Here is an 18,075-nt window from a genome sequence, read left to right as displayed (position 1 = left end):
TCATACGCCTGTTGGGCAAGGCGAGTCGTTAGTTACAGTCAGGAACCTACCAGCTGCACTGCGTCAACGTACAGGTAGTCCCTGGTCATGTTGTTGGACTTGGTGATGCGCGCGGCCTTGGCCTTGTAGCTGGTCTTTTCGATCGGCTGCACGAACCAGGTGCGGGCGCCGCGCTTGTCGGCTTTGACGGTGTGGACGCCACTCCAGACGGTGTTCCACTTGCCGTCGGTGTCCTGCAATTCCAGCTTGGTGATGCCATCCAGGCCGTAGCCGTCAGTGAGTGCGACACGCAACTGGGTAGCGTTGACCGGCTTCTCGAACGTCACTTCCAGGGAATCGAAACCGACGTCGCTGCTCTTAGTCGAAAAGTATTTGCCATCGACCTTGCCGGTGGCATTGGCAGGCACGTAGCTGCTGCCGCCGTATTCCGAGGTAGCGGTGGCCGACTGGGCCCATTGCGCGTTGGCGTCGTTGATGTAGCCGTCTTCCATATTGGAATAATCAAGCTTGGCCTGGCGCTTGGCCATCTCCTTTTGCTCGTCGCTCAGGTTTTCCATGTTGATTTGCGGAGTTGGCAGCGGGCCGCCGTTGGCGGCTGCAGCGGCGGGAGCGTTTGCTGCCGGGGCAGGTGCGGGCGCAGGAGTTGGGGCGGGCGCAGCGGCGGCGGCAGGTGCCGGTGCGGCTTCCGCTGCGGACACCGGCTCTGGCGCTTTCTTGGCGCAGGCGGCGAGCAGCAGGGCAGGTAACAGCAAGGCGTACTTGGTCTTCATTCACGGCTCCCTTATTGATTATCAAAACAACAAGTGGCCGATAATGTCACAAACACCCCGTGCATTCAATGGTGCGCGGGGTGCGGTATTTACTTGGTGCTATTTACGCAACATGAACGTCAAGCAGCACGGTATAGGACAGGCGTTTGCCTTCGTACAACTGGCCGCCGCGGATCACGGCGTCGGTAGAGGTGAGCTGGCCGGTGATTTCCTGGCGCGCCAGCATGATGCGGAAGGCTTGCGCGTCTTTCGGCGCCAGGTAGCCCACCATCTCCTTATTGAGAAAGACTGCAACGGCCTTGTCTTCGTAAGGATTGTTATCGTCCGCCAGCAGCAGGGCTTTGAGGCGGGTGTCGGCAGCGGCGTCGCCGTGATCGCCGGCCAGTTCCCGGATGGTGTCGGAATAACGCGATTCGCCCAGCACTTCCAGCTGGAAGCGGCCGTCATCGGTCCAATGGTGCACCGCTTCGCCCTGCGGCAGCGGGGTGTAGGAACCGCCGACTGGCTTGCCCACCGGCGACGTGTCTGCCTTTGGCCCGCCTTTGAGCAGGAAATACAGCGTTACCAGCGCCAGGACGATGATCAGGATATTCAGTGCGAGGGCCATTTCAGGGGCTTCCTAAGGGACAAGACCCGCTATTATCGCAGGCCGGGCGCAAAAAACGGAATGGTATAATCGCCCCTTTTTCCAGCACTTTTCAGCCATGTCTTCCGAATCCACGCCAAAGGGCAAAATGCTCTATGACCCGACCGAACACCGCATTCGCAGCTTTGTTACGCGTGCTGGCCGCCTGTCCACGGGCCAGGAACGTGGCCTGAAAGAGTTCGGCCCGCAATTCCTGGTCGAACACACGAAAGAAGCGCTGGACTACGAGAAGGCCTTCGGCCGCAAGGCGCCGGTGATCCTGGAAATCGGCTTCGGCATGGGCGGCACCACCGCCCACATCGCCAAGGTCATGCCGGAGAAGGATTTTATCGGCGTGGAAGTGCACACCCCTGGCGTGGGCAGCCTGCTCAAGATGATCGGCGATGAAGGCATCACCAACCTGCGCGTGATCCAGCACGATGCGGTGGAAGTTCTGCGCGATATGATCCCGGCCAATTCGCTGGCTGGCGTGCATATCTACTTCCCGGACCCATGGCACAAGGCGCGCCACAACAAGCGCCGCCTGATCCAGTCGCCTTTCGTGAAGACCCTGTGCGAGCACCTGGCGCCGGGCGGCTATATCCACCTGGCTACCGACTGGGAAGACTACGCGGTGCAGATGCTGGAAGTGCTGAGCGCCGAACCGGCCCTGCAGAATACTGCCGAAGGCTACGCGCCGCAGCCTTCGTACCGTCCGCTGACCAAGTTCGAAAACCGCGGCCTGAAACTGGGCCACGGCGTGTGGGACCTGGTCTTCACCAAGAAGTAATTCAGGCAGTCGCCGGCGCCTGGGCCTTCGCCCGCGCCGGCATGAACGCCAGCAAATTCCCTCCGATCACCAGCAGCAGCCCGGCCAGCGCCATACTGCTCCACTGGTATCCCTCGAAGACGGTGGACACCGTCAGCGCCACCACCGGGAACAGCACCGTGCAGTAAGCCGCCCGGTCCGGCCCGATCCTCCCCACCAGCATCAGGTAAGCCGTGAAGGCCACCACCGATCCCGGCACGGCCAGGTAAATCAGCGCACCGACGTAGCGCGGGCTCGGGTCGAAGTTGAACGGCATGCCAAGGGCCAGCGCGCCAATCGTCAGGATCGTCGTACCGCACAACATGGCCCAGGCATTGGTCAGCCAGGGCTGCATGCCCAGCGCCTGCATGCGGCTCGAGAGCAGGTTACCGGTCGAGAAGCACAGCGTACCAAGCAGCGCGAGGCCCAGGCCGGACAGCATGCCGCTGTCGTTCCAGAGCCCTTTCATCGAAGGCAGGAACAGCAGCACAATGCCTGCCAGTCCAAGCACCGCCCCACCCAGCACCTGTGGCCGGATCGGACGCTTCATGAAGATGCGGCCATTGATCGCATTCCAGATCGGCGCGGTGGAAAACACCACCGCTACCAACCCACTTGGCACCGTCATGGTGGCGTAGTAGAAGCACAGGAAATTACAGCAGAACAGCGCAAGACCCTGCGCCAGCAGGTAGCGCCAGGCGGAGCGCGGCGGCAGGATTTGCTGCCTTCGCACGAGCAGGATCAGTATCAGCACTAGCGAAGCAATCCAGAAACGATAAGCGATCGACACCGGCGCCGGCACAGCGCCAAGCTGGAATTTGATCGCGATCCAGGTGGTGCCCCAAATGAGCACCGTGGTGAGGTAGAGGGCAATATTCATAGTCCTGCCAGTGTGCAGCCCTCAGCACACCGGCAGTTGTCTGAACTTGCGGATTACTTCTGGCGGCGGCGCGAGAAGCCCATCGCGCTCAAGCCGAGGCCGAGCAGGGCCAGCGAGCCTGGCACGGGCACTTGCTGCGCGGGCGCATTGTCGACGCTGATTGCGGAGAAGCCGACGCCCTGCGTGCCGCCATCCTGGTCGATGTTGAATACGACCGAGGTCACGTCGCCCATGCCGTTGATGGCCAAGTCGCCCAGCCCGGACAGGGTTTGCGTGGCGCCGTTGGAGCCGGTCAGCGTGATCGATGTTGCACCGGCGTCGAAGCCGGCGAGGTTGAAGCTCAGGAGGCTGAAGCTGGCGCCGAAGAAGTCGAGCACCCAGCTCACGTCATCGCCATTCTGGAAGCCGTTGTGAATGCCGATATCGCTGATGTACGCCGGATCAAAATGGTCGCCGGCCCGCACCGTGCGCAGGCGGAAGCCGGCCTCGGTGTATGTATCAACTACCGCCGAGTTATTGACGTTGCTCCAGGTACCGCTGGTCAGGTCGAGAGTGAGCGGGGCCGCATGTGCAGCCGAGAAGCTGAAGGCAAGGGCAGCGAGGCATGCAAATTTCTTCATTCCATCTCCTTTCAGGTTAAAGTGCTTTTCGGAATCTTATAAAAAAAGCCAATTTTCCGAATTACAATTCCCTAAAGCAATTTCACTTGTCTGATCTTGCGCAGTTCTTTGGTGGCGGCAGGCAGCGAAAAAGGCTGCATGCTAGACTTTTTGCCGTGAAGCCCCTTTCTGGAAAACTCGGTGAAGCCGTGCCGCGCGACGCGATGTCGCATGCGGTATTCCGCACCATGTCCAGCACCGACGCGACGCTGGAGCGCTTCGCCTGGCTCGGTGACGGGCTCGCGGCGGCAGTTTGGCATCGCAGCACGGAGGAGGCACTTACGGGCTACCACCAGCCTGGCCACCACACCTTATCTTGCTACCTTGGCGGCGGCTACAGCGTCGAGCGGGAAGGCTTGCCGGGCCAATACGGCGCACCGCAGCGGCTTTGCTCACTGCCGGACTGGCATGATTCGGAGTGGGTGGTGCGCGGCCAATTGCGCATGCTGCACATCTACTTCATGCCCGAGCACTTCACCCAGCGCGCTGTTGCGGAACTGGACCGCGAGCCGCGCGAGCTCACACTGCAGGACCGCACATATTTTGAGAACGAAAAGCTGGTGCGCCTGTGCGGCGCCTTGCTGCAGCAACCTTGGGACGACGCCGACCGCCTGCTGCGCGCCAACGAGATCACACACGAGGCGTTAAGCGAACTGTTGCTATCGCAGTCAATGAGCAAGCCTGGTCAACGCTTGCGAGGTGGATTGGCGCCGCTGGTGCGCCGCCGCTTGAATGACTACATCGAAGCCCACCTCGACCAGAACATCACGCTGGGCATGCTGGCGACACTGGCATGCATGTCGGAATACCACCTTGCCCGCATGTTCCGCGTCAGTTTCGGCATGCCGCCGTCGGCGTGGATTGCAACGTGCCGCATCGAACGCGCAAGAGGGTTGTTGAGGCAGGGACGCCTGCCCTTGCAGCAAGTCGCGCAAACCTGCGGCTACGCAGACCTGAGCCACTTCACCCACCGCTTCCGCGAAGCGGCAGGCGCACCGCCAGGGCGTTATCGAGAGGTAATGTCCACCTTGGGGTCAGGAACAGAAGTGGACATTTCTGCAGGAAATGTCCACTTCTGTTCCTGACCCCAAGGTGGACATTTCTTAGAGGCTGGCGATTAGGCTGACGATTTCGTCGCCGTAGGAGACGAGCTTTTTCTCGCCGACGCCGGAGATGCCTCGCATCTCGCCCAGCGTGGATGGGCGCACCTTGGCAATCTCGCGCAGGGTAGCGTCGTTGAATATCACATAGGCTGGCACGCCGTGTTCGCGTGCAGCCCCCATGCGCCAGGAGCGCAGTCGGTCGAAAAGGCGCTGTTCGTCGCCATCCAGGCTGCTCTCTTCATAGCCCTTCGGTGCTGAGCTGCTGCGTTTCTGTTTGATCGGCTTCTGGTATTGGCGCAGCTGCACTTTCTGGCCGCCCTTCAGCACCGGGCGCGCGGCGTCGGTCAGCTTGAGGGAGCTGAATTGTTCGTGGTCGACCGTCACCAGGCCCAGCGCAATCACCTGGCGCAAGATGGCGCGCCATTCCTGCTCGCTGCGGTCGGCGCCAATGCCGAACACCGACAGCTTGTCGTGGTGCCAGGTGAGAATGCGCTCGGATTCGGCGCCGCGCAGCACGTCGATCACATGGCCGGCGGCGAAGCGCTGGTCGCAGCGGTAAATCGCGGATAGCAGTTTCTGCACCGGCACCGTGCCGTCGAACGACACCGGTGGAATCAGGCACGTGTCGCAATTGCCGCAAGGGGTGGCCGGTTCGCCGAAGTATTCCAGCAGCCGCATGCGGCGGCAGCTCAGGGTCTCGCACAGGCCAAGCATGGAATCGAGCTTGGTCGACAGGACGCGCTTGAAGTTCTCGTCCGCTTCCGACTCGTCGATCATGCGCCGCTGCAGCACAACGTCTTGCAAGCCGTAGGACATCCATGCGCTGGCCGGCATGCCGTCGCGGCCCGCACGGCCGGTCTCCTGGTAGTAGCCTTCGATCGACTTTGGCAAGTCCAGGTGACAGACGAAACGCACGTCCGGCTTGTCGATACCCATGCCGAAGGCGATTGTCGCCACCATCACAATGTTCTCTTCGCGCAGGAAGCGGGCTTGATTGTCGGCACGCTTCGCGTGTTCCATGCCGGCGTGGTAGGCCATGGCGCGTACGCCGTGTTCGTTCAGGAATTCCGCAGTCTCTTCCACCTTTTTGCGCGACAGGCAGTAGACGATGCCGCAGTCACCGGCATGTTCGGTGGTGATGAAGTCCAGCAGCTGCTTGCGGCCGTTGGTCTTTTCGACGATCTGGTAGCGGATGTTCGGCCGGTCGAAGGACGATACGAACTGCGCGGCATCGTTCAGCGCCAGGCGGTGGATAATTTCAGCGCGCGTCTGCTGGTCGGCAGTCGCGGTCAGCGCGATGCGCGGCACATTCGGGAACTGCTCGTGCAGCACCGACAGCTTGATGTACTCGGGGCGGAAGTCATGGCCCCATTGCGATACGCAGTGCGCTTCGTCGATGGCGAACAATGCGATCTGCGAATCCTGCAGCAGGTCGAAACAGCGCTGCGTCAGCAGGCGCTCCGGGGCCACGTACAGCAAGTCGATCTGATTGGTGCGCACCAGGCGTTCAATGCGCGCTGCTTCTTCATACGTTTGCGTGGAATTGAGGAAGGCCGCGCGCACGCCGACTTCGGCCAGCGCGTCGACCTGGTCCTGCATCAACGCGATCAGCGGCGACACCACTACGCCCACGCCGTCCCGGATCATGGCCGGGATCTGGTAGCACAGCGACTTGCCGCCGCCGGTCGGCATCAACACCAGTGCATCGCCGCCATTGCCGACATGTTCGACAATCTGCCCCTGCTGGCCGCGGAAGGCTGGGTAGCCGAATACGGTCTGGAGCAGGTGGAGGGCGCGTTGGCTGGTGTCCTGTTCAGGCATGCTTTATTCGGCCCAGACGACCAGACCGGAGTAGGCGGAGATGATCACCACGATGCCGAACACAATGCGGTACCAGGCAAATACGGTGAAGGTGTGGGTGCTGATGTAGCGCAGCAGCCAGCGGATGCAGGCGAAGGCCGATACAAAGGCCACCACGGAGCCGATGCCGAACAGCGGCACGTCCGATACGGACAGCAGCGCGCGTTCTTTCCACAGCGAGTAGAAAGTAGCTGCCAGCAGGGTCGGGATCGCCAGGTAGAAGGAGAACTCGGTCGCCACCTTGCGCGACAGGCCGAACATCATGCCCCCGATGATGGTGGCGCCGGAACGGCTGGTGCCGGGGATCAGAGCGAACACCTGGGCGATGCCGACTTTCAGCGCATCGAGCATGGTCATGTCATCGACCGACTGCACGCGCACGGCCACCGGATTGTTCTTGGCATTGCGCTCCACCCACAGGATGATGAAGCCGCCGATGATGAAGGCCAGCGCCACCGGCACTGGCGCAAACAGCACGGCCTTGATTTTTTTGCTGAACAGGAAGCCCAGTGCTGCGGCCGGGATGAAGGCCACCACCACGTTCAGGACGAAGCGGCGCGCGCGCTCTTCGCGGAACATGCCAAACAACACTTCGCAAATCTTCTTGTGGTACTCCCAAATCACCGCAACCATGGCGCCGCCCTGGATCGCGATCTCGAATACTTTGGCCTTTTCGCCGGTGAAGTTCAGCAGGCTGCCCGCCAGTACAAGGTGGCCAGTGGACGAAATCGGCAGGAATTCAGTGAAACCTTCGACCAGACCCATGATCAGAGCCTTCAGCGCAAGAACGATATCCATTGTGATTTTGTTAAGAGTGTCGGTAGGGAGGGCGGACGGGATGCCACGCGGGCACGAAGCTTACCACGCGCGCCCCTGGCCTATGCACTCGGCGGACCAAATAAGCCAAGATTAGCCCCGTTGCCAGGGCCCCGGTTTGCGCTGCGTCAGGAGTGCACGCGCACCAGGCGGCTGCTGGCGGCGACCAGCAACAGGGCGCCGCCAAGTGCGGCAAACGCGAGCTCCAGGCTCGACAGGTGGGCGACCAGCCCGATCAGGGCCGGCCCGGCCAGGATGCCGGCGTAGCCGATGGTGGTGATGGCGGCAATGGCCAGGCTCGCCGGCATGGCGCGCTGGTTGCCGGCTGCGGTGAACAGGATAGGCACGATGTTTGAGGCGCCCAGGCCGACCAGCACGAAGCCGGACAAGGCCGCGCCCGGGCTTGGCGCGCAGACGGCTGTGAAGAAGCCGGCCGCGGCGCACAGGCCACCGGCCAGCAGCACACGGCGCCCGCCAAAGCGCGCCACCACGCGGTCGCCGGTCAGGCGGCCGGCGGTCATGGCGACGGCAAAGGCGGCGTAGCCAAGGCCGGCACGGCCTTCCTCCAGCCCGCGCTCTGCAGTCAGGAAGACGGCGCTCCAGTCCAGCATGGCGCCTTCGGCCAGGAAGACGATGAAGCACAGCGCGCCGATGAAGATCACTGCGCCGTGTGGCATAACGAAGCTCGGGCTGTCGCCGTCGCGCGCTTCCGGCTCATGCAGCAGGTCCGGAGCAGCGCGCCACAGGAGCAGCGCCACCAGGGCCACAATGGCCAGGCAGGCGACCAGCGGGCCACTGCCGAGCCACAGCAGCAAAGCCATCGTACCCGCGCCGGCAAACCCGCCCAGGCTGAACATGCCGTGGAAGCCGGACATCAAGGCGCCGCCGCTGGCTTTTTCCACCATCACGGCCTGCACATTCATCGCCACATCCATGGTGCCGAGCGAAGCGCCAAAGAAGAAGAGCACCACGCCCAGCAGCAGCGGCGTCGGCGCCAGCGCCAGGCCGGGCAGGGCCAGGCACACTGCCAGGGCCGACCACAGCACCACCTTGCGGCAGCCAAAGCGCGCCGCCAACGCTCCCGTCAGCGGCATGGCCAGCAGCGAGCCCAGCCCCAAGCACAGCAAAAGCAGTCCCAACGGACCCTCACCCAGCGCCAAGCGCTCCTTGGCATATGGCACTAGCGGCGCCCAGGCGGACATGGCAAGTCCCGCCGTCAGGAAGGCGAGGCGGGTCGAAAGGCGGTGGCGGTGGCGGTGGTCGATAATTTGATTCATAGCTGAACATTCTAGCTTGAATCCAAGCTGCATGATGCGGAGCGCTTCAGCGTGCTGCCGGCAGGCGATTCCGCCATAGGAGGCCGGCGCATGTAAGCCCCATGGCCAATGCCAGGACGTTGACGACCAGGACACCGTTTGGCAAATGCAGGACAGTTGAGAGGCTCAGGCCCCACTTGCTACCAAACCCACTCGTGCCGTCGTAAGGGAAGAATCGAAATGCCTGCAGCGCGGAACATAGAAGCCCGCTCCACAGGCCGGCTGCCATCCACCATAGCAATAGGGCGCCCGACGCTATTCCCAGTGCGGCCACCCAGGGCCATTGTGCGAGGGGAAGCGGCCATGTCCCGGCCAATGCAGCAACACATCCCAGCCCGCCACTTGCCAGCATCAGCAATGCAAGAACGTGCCTTAACATCAATTGCCCGGGCGGGTGAGGGCTTCAAGATCGCCCAGCCACTGCATGGCCTGTTCGCGCGTCTCTCCGCACATTTCGGCGGACGGCTGCAGGCCGGCGCAGAAGGCGGGCCGTTCGGGGCGGCCGAAGATCATGCAGCGATTGTCTTCGCCCAGTTGTACGCAGCGCACGCCCGCCGGTTTACCGTTCGGCATTCCGGGAATCGGGGAGGTGATGGAGGGCGCCGTGCAACAGGCGCCGCAGGCTGGGCGGCATTGGAAACTCATAATGGGGCAGTATTTTACCCTTTCGCCCAACCCAGCCAACGCATGGCCTGCTCGCGCGATTCGCCGCAAACCGATTCGTCGGCGGCAAAGTCGACGCATACCTTCGGCCGTGCGGGCGAGCCATACAGCTTGCAGCGCCGCTGTTCGTCCAACTGGATGCAGGGCACGCCAGCCGGCTTACCCTCGGGCATGCCGGGGATGGCGCTGGAGATCGCGGGCGCCGTGCAGCAGGCGCCGCATTGTGGGCGGCACGGGATCGGGGCGCGGTTCATGGTCGGCTCATTCTAGCCCTGGTGTGGACATTCGATAGACTTTTCGGCAGCGGTGACTTGCATAATGGCGTTCATGAAAAATTCCGTCATTTTGTTGGCTGGCCTGCTCGCGGCAGGTGCGGCTTGCGCTGCTACCGACTGGCGCGCCCTCGCGGCCGCCGACCTTGACGCCGCCCGCGTCGCCATCCGCGCCGGCCACCCCGGCTACATCGACGAGCAGAACCCGGACTTCCGCACATGGGAAGCTAAGGGCTATGAGCAGGCGCGCGCCCTGCTGCCGCGCGTGAACAGCTATGACAGCATGCTGGCCGCAGTGCGCTCCTACGCCGCCGGTTTCAAGGACGGCCACCTGTTCTATTCCAGCGATATTCGCAAGGCTGACGACAGCATCACGCTCGCGGGCTGGCGCCTGGACTACGTGAACGGCACCTATCGCGTGGGCGCAGTCATGCCCAACTGGCCAAAGCCTTTGCCGCCGGTGGGCGCCGAACTGCTTTCCTGCGACGGCTTGCAACCGGAGCAGCGCATTCGCCAGATCGCGAAATACTATGATGTGCGCGACCTGCCCGGCATACGCCATGCCTTGGCTACCGTGTTCACGCAGCTGGACATGCCGGGTGAAGAAATGAAGCAATGCAGCTTCCGCACCTCCCAGGGCAAGGTGCTGCAATTTGCGCAGAATTACCAGCAAGTGAAGGTCGCCGACGATCGGGAAATGAACAAATCGCGTTCGGACACGGATCACGTCAATGGCTATACGCTGCAGGATGGCGTGCTGTGGATCCGCGCCGGTAATTTCGCCCCCGACCAGGCAGCGGCGCAGCAGATCGACAAGATCGTGCAGGAGTTGCCACAGTTGCAGGGCGTGCGCGCCATTGTGTTCGATTCGCGCGGCAACGGCGGCGGCAACAGCGCAATTGGCGACCGCATCTTCAACGCAGCTACCGGCGGCCTGGATTTCGACAAGGACAAGCTGGAAGGGTTGCCGATTACTTATGCGGAATGGCGCGTATCGGATTATTCGGTTGCCGGCATGGAGACCCGCGCCGAGAACTTTGCCGCGTCCTATGGCCGCGACAGCGACGACGCCAAAAGGGAGGCAGCGATGCGAGACCGACTGCGCATCGCCAAGGCCGCGGGAGAACAGTGGATCGTGACGCCGGGCAAACCGCGCCTGACGCGCGCCGATATCGCGGCCCGGCACGGCAAGCTGCGCCGCTTCAGCGGTCCGGTGGTGCTTGTGACGGATGAGGATTGCGTCAGCTCTTGCCTGAACTTCGCCGACCTGGTGCGCAGCGTGCCGGGCTCCATCCACATGGGACAGGCCACCAGCGCTGACACGGCTTACATCGAGATCACCTGGGTCGGCATGCCAAGCGGCAACCATTTGATGCTGCCCATGAAGGTCTGGCGCAACCACCTGCGCGGCAACAACGAAGCGTGGCATCCGGACGTGCCGCTGCAAGTCGATATCCGCGACGACGCGGCGGTGCGCAAGGCCGTGCTGGCTGCGTTGCCTCGTTAATGAATGACGTGATCCGTTCGGCTGCCGAAGGCTTTGAGCGCGTCGGTCAGCGACACCTCGATTTGCCCGAGGTGGGCGTCGGCCAGCACCCATGGCTCGCCATCGGATGAATGACGCTTTGCCACCTCGCGTTCGACCATCACCGCCATGCGCTCGTGCAGCACTTGCTGGTAGCGTGGGGAATCGGGGTTGCCGGCTTGGGCGCGCGCAAACATATCCGCACCTTCCCACAGCTCCTGGATGCGCTCATCCCCAAGTCCCGAGGCGGCGGCCAGGACTTGCAAAGTTGTCTTGTTATGCATTTTTACTCTCCCAGACACGTTCTTTGACGCGTACTTAGCAGTAAATACCTAAATCTCCTGATTTACCAATTAAATCGTAAAATTGGATCTTTATAACAACAAGTATTGCTTTGTTGGCTAGTTTTTATGTCCCCTGTTCACTATCCCCATATTGATGGCCTGCGGGCCCTGGCCGTGCTCGCCGTGGTGCTGTTCCATGCCTTTCCTGATGCGCTGCCGGGAGGCTTTGTCGGGGTGGACATTTTCTTTGTCATTTCCGGCTACCTGATCACAGGCATCCTGTGGCGCTCGCTGGAAGAGGGACGTTTCAGCATTGGCGATTTCTATGCGCGCCGCGTGCGCCGCATTTTCCCGGCCTTGCTGCTGGTGATGGTGGCGACGCTGGTGTTTGGCTGGTTTGTCCTGCTGCCGGAAGAACTCTCGCAACTGGGGCGCCACGCAGCCGGCGGCGCAGGCTTTGCTTCCAACTTCCTGCTGTGGCAAGAGACCGGCTACTTCGATAACAGTGCCGACTCCAAGCCATTCCTGCACCTGTGGTCGCTCGGCGTGGAAGAGCAGTTCTACCTGGCCTGGCCATTGCTGCTGTGGCTTCTTTCGCGCTGGCGAAAGGCTTTCGTGCCCGTGACAGTCTTGCTGGCGCTGGCTTCCTTTGCCTACAGCGTCACGGCTTCCCTCCACGCGCCGGAAGCTGCCTTCTACTCGCCGCTGTCGCGCTTCTGGGAGTTGGCCGCTGGCGGCCTGGTGGCGTATTGGCATGCCTCTTCACCGCAGCGGCCTACGCCGGCGCCGGTATGGACCCTGGCCGCAGTGGCCGCCATCATTTCCGCCTTCGAACTGATCGACAAGAACAGCCTCTTCCCGGGTTATTGGGCGCTGCTGCCGGTCGGCGGTACGGCGACGCTTCTGGCCGCCGGGCCAGGCGCCACGCTGAATGCCTCGCTGTTCCGCTTCGCGCCCATGACCTGGTTCGGGCGCATCAGCTATCCGCTCTACCTGTGGCACTGGCCCCTGCTGGCATTCGCCCATATCCTGCAGGGCGGCAAAGTTGCGGACTCTGTGCTGTGGACAGCACTGGCGCTGAGCCTGGCGCTGGCCTGGATCACTTGCGAGCTGGTCGAGGGACGCATCCGTTTCGCGCTGCCCGGCAAGGCCGTGGTGCCGCTGGCGCTGGCCAGCAGTTTGTTCGTGCTCGGCGGACTTGGCTGGCAGCTGCACCGCATGGATGGCCTGCCGCAACGCGAGGTCGTCAATCTTGGACAGTACCTGCCTCTGGCGCCGAGCGTGGCGAAAGCGCCAGCGCAGGCGCAAAGCGCGAAGCAGGGCGCACCTGGTTCCATCGCGTACGGTGACGAGGACACATTTGCGGGCACCCACGCCGTGATGTCGCCAGACACGCCTGAAACCGCGTTGGCCATGGACCGCCTGCGCGCGCGCCGCGCGGCTGACTACCATTACGTCGGCCGCCTGCAGCTGGAGCGCAACCGCATTGAGCGCTACAGCACCTGCCACCTGATGGAGATCACCAACGCACCGGCATCGTTCGCAAGCTATTACGCCGCCAACCCTGACTGCATCACTCTGGCCGAAGGCCGCAAGAACGTGCTGGTGTACGGCGACAGCGCCGCAGCCGAATTGCGCGCCGCACTTTCCAGTGCTTATCCCGATGTGAACTTCCTGCAGATTACCGGCTCGGCCTGTAAACCCTTCCGGGCCGCCTACCGCCACCAGGAACATTACTGTGTGCGTATGCTGGAATACGCACAGCAGTTTGCCGCAGGCCACAAGCTCGATGGCGTCGTGGTCGCCTCTTTGTGGCAGGACGATTTCCGCGTCGCCCTGGATGACTTGCAACGCTTCCGTGCCGGCGGCGCGCCCTTGCTGCTGGCCGGCCCGCCGCTCACCTTCAGCGATAACCTGGCGATGGCTATGCTGCGCCTGGACCGCAAGCAGTCGCTGGCGGCGATTGCCGGCAACATGATGGAACCAGCCTACCTGGCCTACGCCGACGCCATGCAAGCCTTCGCCCACGACAACCGCTTTGGCTACCTGAACCGCCTGCAGTTGTATTGCGAAGGCGGCTGCCCGCTGATCACACCGCAGGGCGTGCCCATGATTCTCGATCACTTCCACCTGAGCCCGCAAGGTGTCGAAGTTTTGAGCCAGCGCATCCGTAATAGCCACGCGCTGGAAACCCAGCTCTGGCCTGGAAGGAGCTAACCATGGATTTTTCGCAGTCACTCACGCGCGGCCCTCGACGCATCGATTCACAGCGCGCCAAGTAGCGTTTTTGCCTCGAGATAGGATTCCAGGCCAAGCAGACCGTAATCGCGCCCAATGCCTGACTGTTTGTATCCGCCGAACGGTGCCAAGGGGTCGTGCTGGAGCGTGTTGATCATGACGCGACCGGCTTGCAGCCTGGCCGCCACAGCCTTTGCCCGGGCCGGATCGGACGACATCACATAGGCATGCAGGCCAAATATCGTGTCATTGGCCAAATCGATGGCTTCCTCTTCTGTGGCATAGGTCAGGATGGACAAGACGGGACCGAAAATTTCTTCTCGTGCGATGCTCATCTCGTTGCGCACGTTGGTGAAAACGGTCGGCTTCACGAAATAGCCTTCTTCGAGCCCGGCCGGATGTCCCTCGCCGCCGGTAACCAAGGTGGCGCCTTCGGAGAGACCGAGCCGGATGTAATGCTGGATGCGCTCGTACTGAGTGCGACTGGCCAGCGGGCCAATGATGGTCGATGGGTCGGCCGGGTCGCCAACCTTCATCAATGCGACTGTCTCTTTGACGATCGCGATGACTTCTTCCAGGCGCTGCGCCGGGACCAGCAACCGGCTGCCCGCGATGCATGCCTGACCGTTATTCATGAACGCGGCATTGAGCGCGAGCGGCACCGCCGTCGCCAGGTCCGCGTCGTCAAGAATGATGGACGGGGATTTCCCGCCCAATGCCAGGTGGACGCGTTTCATGGAGTCGGTCGCCGCGCGCTGGATGATCTTTCCCACCGTAGTGGAGCCGGTAAATGAGATCTTCGCGATGTCCGGGTGCGTGCTCAGTTCTGCGCCAACCATGTCGCCGCGTCCTGTGATGATGTTGACAACGCCGGCCGGCAGCTCCGCCGCATGAATCGCTTCCGTGACGATCTTGTTCTGCATCGGGCTCAATTCGCTCGGTTTGATCACCGATGTGCAGCCGGCCGCGATCGCCATCGCCAACTTGCTGCAGATCGAACCGGCAGTGCTGTTCCAGGGCGTGATGAGGGCGGCGACGCCCACCGCTTCCATGATGACGGTGGATGCTCCCATTACACGGCTGAATTCGTAAGCCTCCAATGTCGCCGCGGCGTCAAGGAACGATTGCGCTGAGAAGCGGGCGATCCACGCCGCCCTTGAAACAGGCGCGCCATATTCTTCAATCGTCACATCGCGCAATGCATCGCTGCATGCGAGGATGGCCGCATGTAGCCGCTTGAGCATGGCTACGCGCTCGGCGACTGTCGTGCGTGCAAATGAGGGCTGCGCCTTTTTTGCTGCGGCAATGGCGCGCCGCGTATCCTCGGCATCGGCGAGCGTTGCGCGGGCAAGTGGCCTTCCGGTGGTCGGGTTGATGATGTCTACGGTTTCCGTGCCATGAGGTGCTGCAAAGGCACCGTCAATGTAGATCTGGTCAATGAATTGCATGGTCGCTCCTGAGTGATCCCGGATTGTCGGGAGGTGTGCATGCAGTGTATGGCGCCCCTTTTGTTCTGATAAGATGGATTAAAGTTGATGCTTTATTTCGAAAAACGGGACAATGCAAAAATCAGGTTTAGTTGGCATGGAGGCCGTACTTGCAGTCGCCCGCTGCCGGAGCTTTCGGCGCGCGGCAAATGAACTCGGCCTGTCGACCACGGCCGTGAGCAATGCCGTCGCGGGCCTGGAGACACGACTGGGCGTTCGCCTGTTTCATCGGACCACGCGAAGTGTCTCACTGACCGAAGCCGGGGAGCACTTTGTAGCCCGGGTCGCGCCAGCGTTGTCCGAGATTCTCAGCGCCATGGAGGAAACCAACCTGAATCGCCAATCCCCCATTGGCACTTTGCGCATCAATACTTCCCTGGGCGCCGCCCGCATGGTATTTGCGCCGATCATATTGGCGTATCTGAAGCGCTATCCCGACATGAGAGTGGAGATCGTGACCGAGGGGCGTATGGTCGACATCGTGGCCGAGGGCTTCGATGCGGGGATTCGATTGAGCGAGACGGTGCCGCAAGACATGGTCCGCATTGCGATCGGCGGCGATCTCGAAATGGCGGTAGTCGGCTCACCCGAGCATTTCTCACGCTTCCCGATCCCCGCATCGCCGGCTGACCTTGCCATGCATCCGTGCCTGCGTGCCCGGTTTCCCAGCGGTGCTCCGTCGCGCTGGGAATTTTTCCGGCATGGCGAACCGATGAATGTCGAGGTGAACGGGCCACTCACGCTCGACGAGCCGGGCCTGATGCGCGAGGCCGCCCTTGCCGGCGCCGGCCTCGCCTATCTCGCCGATTGGTATGTGCGTGACGACATCGCGGCTGGACGGCTCGTTCGCGTGCTGCAGGACTGGACGCCGCGCTATCCAGGGCTGGCGCTGTACTATCCGCCTGGGCGGCACGTGCCGGCGGGACTTCGCGCCCTGGTTGACCTCATCCGGGAGCTTGGTCAAAACAGCTTCGCTTAGTTCCCGCGCTGCCCATAGCTCACTGCATAAGCTGGGAAACGCATTGCGAGTATCGGATCATCCGAAGGTTCAATACCAGCTGGCAGGGAGACTGGGTTGTACAGAATCTTCTTCTGCTCGGCTACCTGGTCACCCAATGTCTTGTTCAGGGTGATGATGCCGAGTTCGACAATTTTGTTCGTGGCCGGCCATACCGAGGTAGGGTCTTTTGTGTTGTCTCCTGCATTGGCGACTTGCGCCAGCAGCTTGAATTTCACTGGTCCCATGGCGACGCGCTTTGGCAGTTCGTCCATCAAGTAATTGGGCTCCGGCTTTGCAGCTTCCGCCAGAAAGTGCTCGCCCGCCATAGGCATAATCTGGTAGCGGATATAGCTGCTCTTACCCTTGGAGTTTGTGAACTTGAACGCATTCACGCCGTAAAAGGCCAGTGTGCCAAAGCTTTCCGGCGCAGGGCGCGGCGTGGTCACAAATTTCGATGCCGTAGGATGGGATTCCAGGTATTTCTCGATGGGAGTTGGCTTGGCAGCATCCGGGCCGCTGGCGGCAACCGCTTGCAGCATGGACAGGAATTCTTCGGGTGTCGCGGCCGGGAAGGCATTCGCCGAAATCGAAACGATATCCGTCGTCGCGTTGCCGGCCAACTGGAAGCGTATCGCCATCCCATGCGGGCGCGCATGAGGATCGGCATCCGGCATAGCTGGAACACCTGTGGCATTCGAGAAGCGCACCGTGACCGGCACGGGCTTCAGGAAGTGCGGCGCCTTACTAAGTGCCTTCGCTTGTGCCGATGGGGTGAACGTGCCAGTGACCATGACCCCCTTTGCATGATTGGCGCGGAAGCCCTGGTGGGGGCCGCCGGACAGCTTATTCATTGCCTCCACCAATGCGGCGGGCAAGGGCTTTTGCTCTTCTTGTGCATAGGCGCTCGATAGGTTGAACGCCAACGCCAAGGCCATCGCGGATCGGATTGTCGAATTCACGGTCACTCCTCGATTCAAAATTGGAAAGTAATGTCCAATTTAGCAAAAAGTTGAGGCGAATCAAGAAAGCCGCCGGAAGCTTGACGTCTATAGGCCGGGGAATTAAGATAAATGACTCACGAGTAAGTTACTAATTCTTAATATTTATCATGCAAGCCCCGACAGATACCAAGCCCCGCTGGGAGCGGCGCAAGGACGCGCGTCCGCAGGAATTGCTGGCGGCCGCGCTGGAGCTGTTCGTCGATCGAGGATTTGCCGCCACCCGACTGGAAGACGTGGCGCGCGCCGCCGGCGTCTCCAAGGGCACGCTCTACCTGTATTTCGAAAACAAGCAGGACCTGTTCAAGGCCGTGGTGCGCGACACCATCGTGCAAACCATCGGCCAGGCGGAAAGCGATGCCGCCGCCGCGCGCGACATGCCCAGCGACGAGCTGTTGCGCCAGATGCTGCGCACCTGGTGGACCCAGGTTGGCGCCACCAGGGTCGCCGGCCTGACCAAGCTGATGATGGCCGAATCCGGCAATTTCCCCGAACTGGCGCAGTTCTATAACGAAGAAGTCATCGAGCGCGGCAGCGCGCTCCTGACCCGCATCCTCGAACGCGGCGTGGCGCGCGGCGAATTCCGCCCGCTGGACCCGGTGATGATGACCAACGTCCTGATCGCCCCGGTGCTCACGCTGATGATGTGGAAGCACAGCTTCTTCCCTTGTGAAACGCACGAAGGGGTGGATGCCGACGCCTTCATGGACTGCTTCCTCGGCCTGGTCCAGCAGGGGCTCGCCCCTCAGGAATGAAGCTTTAGTCCCGATT

At 62.0% G+C, this 18,075-nt stretch carries 18 protein-coding genes; 6 read left to right on the top strand and 12 right to left on the bottom strand.

From position 1 onward, the window contains the following. Positions 1-38 precede the first annotated feature (38 nt). Positions 39-770, bottom strand: a complete 732-nt coding sequence (locus tag AC1RTP_RS15715; protein WP_498608560.1) for a hypothetical protein — start codon at positions 768-770, stop codon at positions 39-41. Between the two features lie 103 nt (positions 771-873). Further along, the gene (locus tag AC1RTP_RS15710) at positions 874-1,377 is read right to left on the bottom strand and encodes a hypothetical protein (protein WP_498608559.1); all 504 of its coding nucleotides are present in this window, start codon (positions 1,375-1,377) and stop codon (positions 874-876) included. 127 nt (positions 1,378-1,504) lie between these two features. Here AC1RTP_RS15710 and trmB point away from each other — a divergent pair, with 127 nt between their 5' ends. Beyond that, positions 1,505-2,185, top strand: coding sequence for a tRNA (guanosine(46)-N7)-methyltransferase TrmB (gene trmB, locus AC1RTP_RS15705; protein ID WP_498608713.1), 681 nt, complete (start codon positions 1,505-1,507; stop codon positions 2,183-2,185). Position 2,186: 1 nt separating this feature from the next. Here trmB and AC1RTP_RS15700 read toward each other — a convergent pair whose 3' ends face one another. Beyond that, a complete protein-coding gene (locus AC1RTP_RS15700; RefSeq protein ID WP_498608558.1) occupies positions 2,187-3,083 on the bottom strand; it encodes a DMT family transporter in 897 nt (298 codons plus the stop codon). 53 nt (positions 3,084-3,136) lie between these two features. After that, the gene (locus AC1RTP_RS15695) at positions 3,137-3,703 is read right to left on the bottom strand and encodes a PEP-CTERM sorting domain-containing protein (protein WP_498608557.1); all 567 of its coding nucleotides are present in this window, start codon (positions 3,701-3,703) and stop codon (positions 3,137-3,139) included. Between the two features lie 203 nt (positions 3,704-3,906). Between AC1RTP_RS15695 and AC1RTP_RS15690 the strand changes: the two genes are divergently transcribed. Further along, on the top strand, positions 3,907-4,827 hold the full coding sequence (locus AC1RTP_RS15690; protein WP_498608712.1) for a helix-turn-helix transcriptional regulator: 921 nt from the start codon (positions 3,907-3,909) through the stop codon (positions 4,825-4,827). Positions 4,828-4,845: 18 nt separating this feature from the next. Here AC1RTP_RS15690 and recQ read toward each other — a convergent pair whose 3' ends face one another. The 5 genes from recQ to AC1RTP_RS15665 form a co-directional block, all read right to left on the bottom strand. Next, positions 4,846-6,666 (bottom strand): DNA helicase RecQ, encoded by a 1,821-nt coding sequence (recQ, locus tag AC1RTP_RS15685; RefSeq protein WP_498608556.1) that lies wholly within the window; start codon positions 6,664-6,666, stop codon positions 4,846-4,848. 3 nt (positions 6,667-6,669) lie between these two features. Continuing rightward, the gene (locus tag AC1RTP_RS15680) at positions 6,670-7,503 is read right to left on the bottom strand and encodes an undecaprenyl-diphosphate phosphatase (RefSeq protein WP_498608555.1); all 834 of its coding nucleotides are present in this window, start codon (positions 7,501-7,503) and stop codon (positions 6,670-6,672) included. 146 nt (positions 7,504-7,649) lie between these two features. Then, complete coding sequence (locus AC1RTP_RS15675) at positions 7,650-8,798, bottom strand: MFS transporter (protein ID WP_498608554.1); 1,149 nt, start codon at positions 8,796-8,798, stop codon at positions 7,650-7,652. A 417-nt stretch (positions 8,799-9,215) separates the two neighbouring features. After that, positions 9,216-9,482 (bottom strand): YkgJ family cysteine cluster protein, encoded by a 267-nt coding sequence (locus AC1RTP_RS15670; protein ID WP_498608553.1) that lies wholly within the window; start codon positions 9,480-9,482, stop codon positions 9,216-9,218. A gap of 14 nt (positions 9,483-9,496) precedes the next feature. Next, entirely contained in the window at positions 9,497-9,754 is a 258-nt protein-coding gene (locus AC1RTP_RS15665; RefSeq protein ID WP_498608552.1) for a YkgJ family cysteine cluster protein, read from the bottom strand. Between the two features lie 73 nt (positions 9,755-9,827). Here AC1RTP_RS15665 and AC1RTP_RS15660 point away from each other — a divergent pair, with 73 nt between their 5' ends. Next, entirely contained in the window at positions 9,828-11,279 is a 1,452-nt protein-coding gene (locus tag AC1RTP_RS15660) for a S41 family peptidase (RefSeq protein WP_498608551.1), read from the top strand. Here AC1RTP_RS15660 and AC1RTP_RS15655 read toward each other — a convergent pair. Continuing rightward, a complete protein-coding gene (locus AC1RTP_RS15655) occupies positions 11,276-11,581 on the bottom strand; it encodes a hypothetical protein (protein WP_498608550.1) in 306 nt (101 codons plus the stop codon). The genes AC1RTP_RS15660 and AC1RTP_RS15655 overlap by 4 nt on opposite strands. A gap of 126 nt (positions 11,582-11,707) precedes the next feature. Here AC1RTP_RS15655 and AC1RTP_RS15650 point away from each other — a divergent pair, with 126 nt between their 5' ends. Continuing rightward, entirely contained in the window at positions 11,708-13,798 is a 2,091-nt protein-coding gene (locus AC1RTP_RS15650; RefSeq protein ID WP_498608549.1) for an acyltransferase family protein, read from the top strand. 47 nt (positions 13,799-13,845) lie between these two features. On the opposite strand, the gene AC1RTP_RS15645 is transcribed toward AC1RTP_RS15650, so the two are convergent. Beyond that, positions 13,846-15,267, bottom strand: coding sequence for an aldehyde dehydrogenase family protein (locus AC1RTP_RS15645; RefSeq protein WP_498608548.1), 1,422 nt, complete (start codon positions 15,265-15,267; stop codon positions 13,846-13,848). A gap of 112 nt (positions 15,268-15,379) precedes the next feature. On the opposite strand from AC1RTP_RS15645, the gene AC1RTP_RS15640 reads away from it, so the two are divergent. After that, entirely contained in the window at positions 15,380-16,285 is a 906-nt protein-coding gene (locus AC1RTP_RS15640) for a LysR family transcriptional regulator (protein WP_498608547.1), read from the top strand. On the opposite strand, the gene AC1RTP_RS15635 is transcribed toward AC1RTP_RS15640, so the two are convergent. Continuing rightward, the gene (locus AC1RTP_RS15635) at positions 16,282-17,265 is read right to left on the bottom strand and encodes a catalase family peroxidase (RefSeq protein ID WP_498608546.1); all 984 of its coding nucleotides are present in this window, start codon (positions 17,263-17,265) and stop codon (positions 16,282-16,284) included. The genes AC1RTP_RS15640 and AC1RTP_RS15635 overlap by 4 nt on opposite strands. Before the next feature lie 149 nt (positions 17,266-17,414). On the opposite strand from AC1RTP_RS15635, the gene AC1RTP_RS15630 reads away from it, so the two are divergent. Continuing rightward, positions 17,415-18,059, top strand: coding sequence for a TetR/AcrR family transcriptional regulator (locus AC1RTP_RS15630; RefSeq protein ID WP_498608545.1), 645 nt, complete (start codon positions 17,415-17,417; stop codon positions 18,057-18,059). The last annotated feature ends 16 nt before the right edge of the window (positions 18,060-18,075 follow it).

This window comes from Pseudoduganella sp. GW821-FHT11H04, assembly GCF_058807935.1.
Note: the sequence above shows the minus strand (reverse complement) of the source record. Positions and strands in the feature narration are given on the sequence as shown.

Bases quoted from the DNA above. Each gene is read 5' to 3' on its own strand.
- AC1RTP_RS15690 (WP_498608712.1), top strand. From the start codon at position 3,907: ATGTCGCATGCGGTATTCCGCACCATGTCCAGCACCGACGCGACGCTG.
- AC1RTP_RS15665 (WP_498608552.1), bottom strand. From the start codon at position 9,754: ATGAACCGCGCCCCGATCCCGTGCCGCCCACAATGCGGCGCCTGCTGC.
- AC1RTP_RS15695 (WP_498608557.1), bottom strand. From the start codon at position 3,703: ATGAAGAAATTTGCATGCCTCGCTGCCCTTGCCTTCAGCTTCTCGGCT.
- AC1RTP_RS15655 (WP_498608550.1), bottom strand. From the start codon at position 11,581: ATGCATAACAAGACAACTTTGCAAGTCCTGGCCGCCGCCTCGGGACTT.
- AC1RTP_RS15715 (WP_498608560.1), bottom strand. From the start codon at position 770: ATGAAGACCAAGTACGCCTTGCTGTTACCTGCCCTGCTGCTCGCCGCC.
- recQ (WP_498608556.1), bottom strand. From the start codon at position 6,666: ATGCCTGAACAGGACACCAGCCAACGCGCCCTCCACCTGCTCCAGACC.
- AC1RTP_RS15700 (WP_498608558.1), bottom strand. From the start codon at position 3,083: ATGAATATTGCCCTCTACCTCACCACGGTGCTCATTTGGGGCACCACC.
- AC1RTP_RS15675 (WP_498608554.1), bottom strand. From the start codon at position 8,798: ATGAATCAAATTATCGACCACCGCCACCGCCACCGCCTTTCGACCCGC.
- AC1RTP_RS15710 (WP_498608559.1), bottom strand. From the start codon at position 1,377: ATGGCCCTCGCACTGAATATCCTGATCATCGTCCTGGCGCTGGTAACG.
- AC1RTP_RS15650 (WP_498608549.1), top strand. From the start codon at position 11,708: ATGTCCCCTGTTCACTATCCCCATATTGATGGCCTGCGGGCCCTGGCC.
- AC1RTP_RS15640 (WP_498608547.1), top strand. From the start codon at position 15,380: ATGCAAAAATCAGGTTTAGTTGGCATGGAGGCCGTACTTGCAGTCGCC.
- AC1RTP_RS15670 (WP_498608553.1), bottom strand. From the start codon at position 9,482: ATGAGTTTCCAATGCCGCCCAGCCTGCGGCGCCTGTTGCACGGCGCCC.
- AC1RTP_RS15660 (WP_498608551.1), top strand. From the start codon at position 9,828: ATGAAAAATTCCGTCATTTTGTTGGCTGGCCTGCTCGCGGCAGGTGCG.
- trmB (WP_498608713.1), top strand. From the start codon at position 1,505: ATGCTCTATGACCCGACCGAACACCGCATTCGCAGCTTTGTTACGCGT.
- AC1RTP_RS15680 (WP_498608555.1), bottom strand. From the start codon at position 7,503: ATGGATATCGTTCTTGCGCTGAAGGCTCTGATCATGGGTCTGGTCGAA.
- AC1RTP_RS15630 (WP_498608545.1), top strand. From the start codon at position 17,415: ATGCAAGCCCCGACAGATACCAAGCCCCGCTGGGAGCGGCGCAAGGAC.
- AC1RTP_RS15645 (WP_498608548.1), bottom strand. From the start codon at position 15,267: ATGCAATTCATTGACCAGATCTACATTGACGGTGCCTTTGCAGCACCT.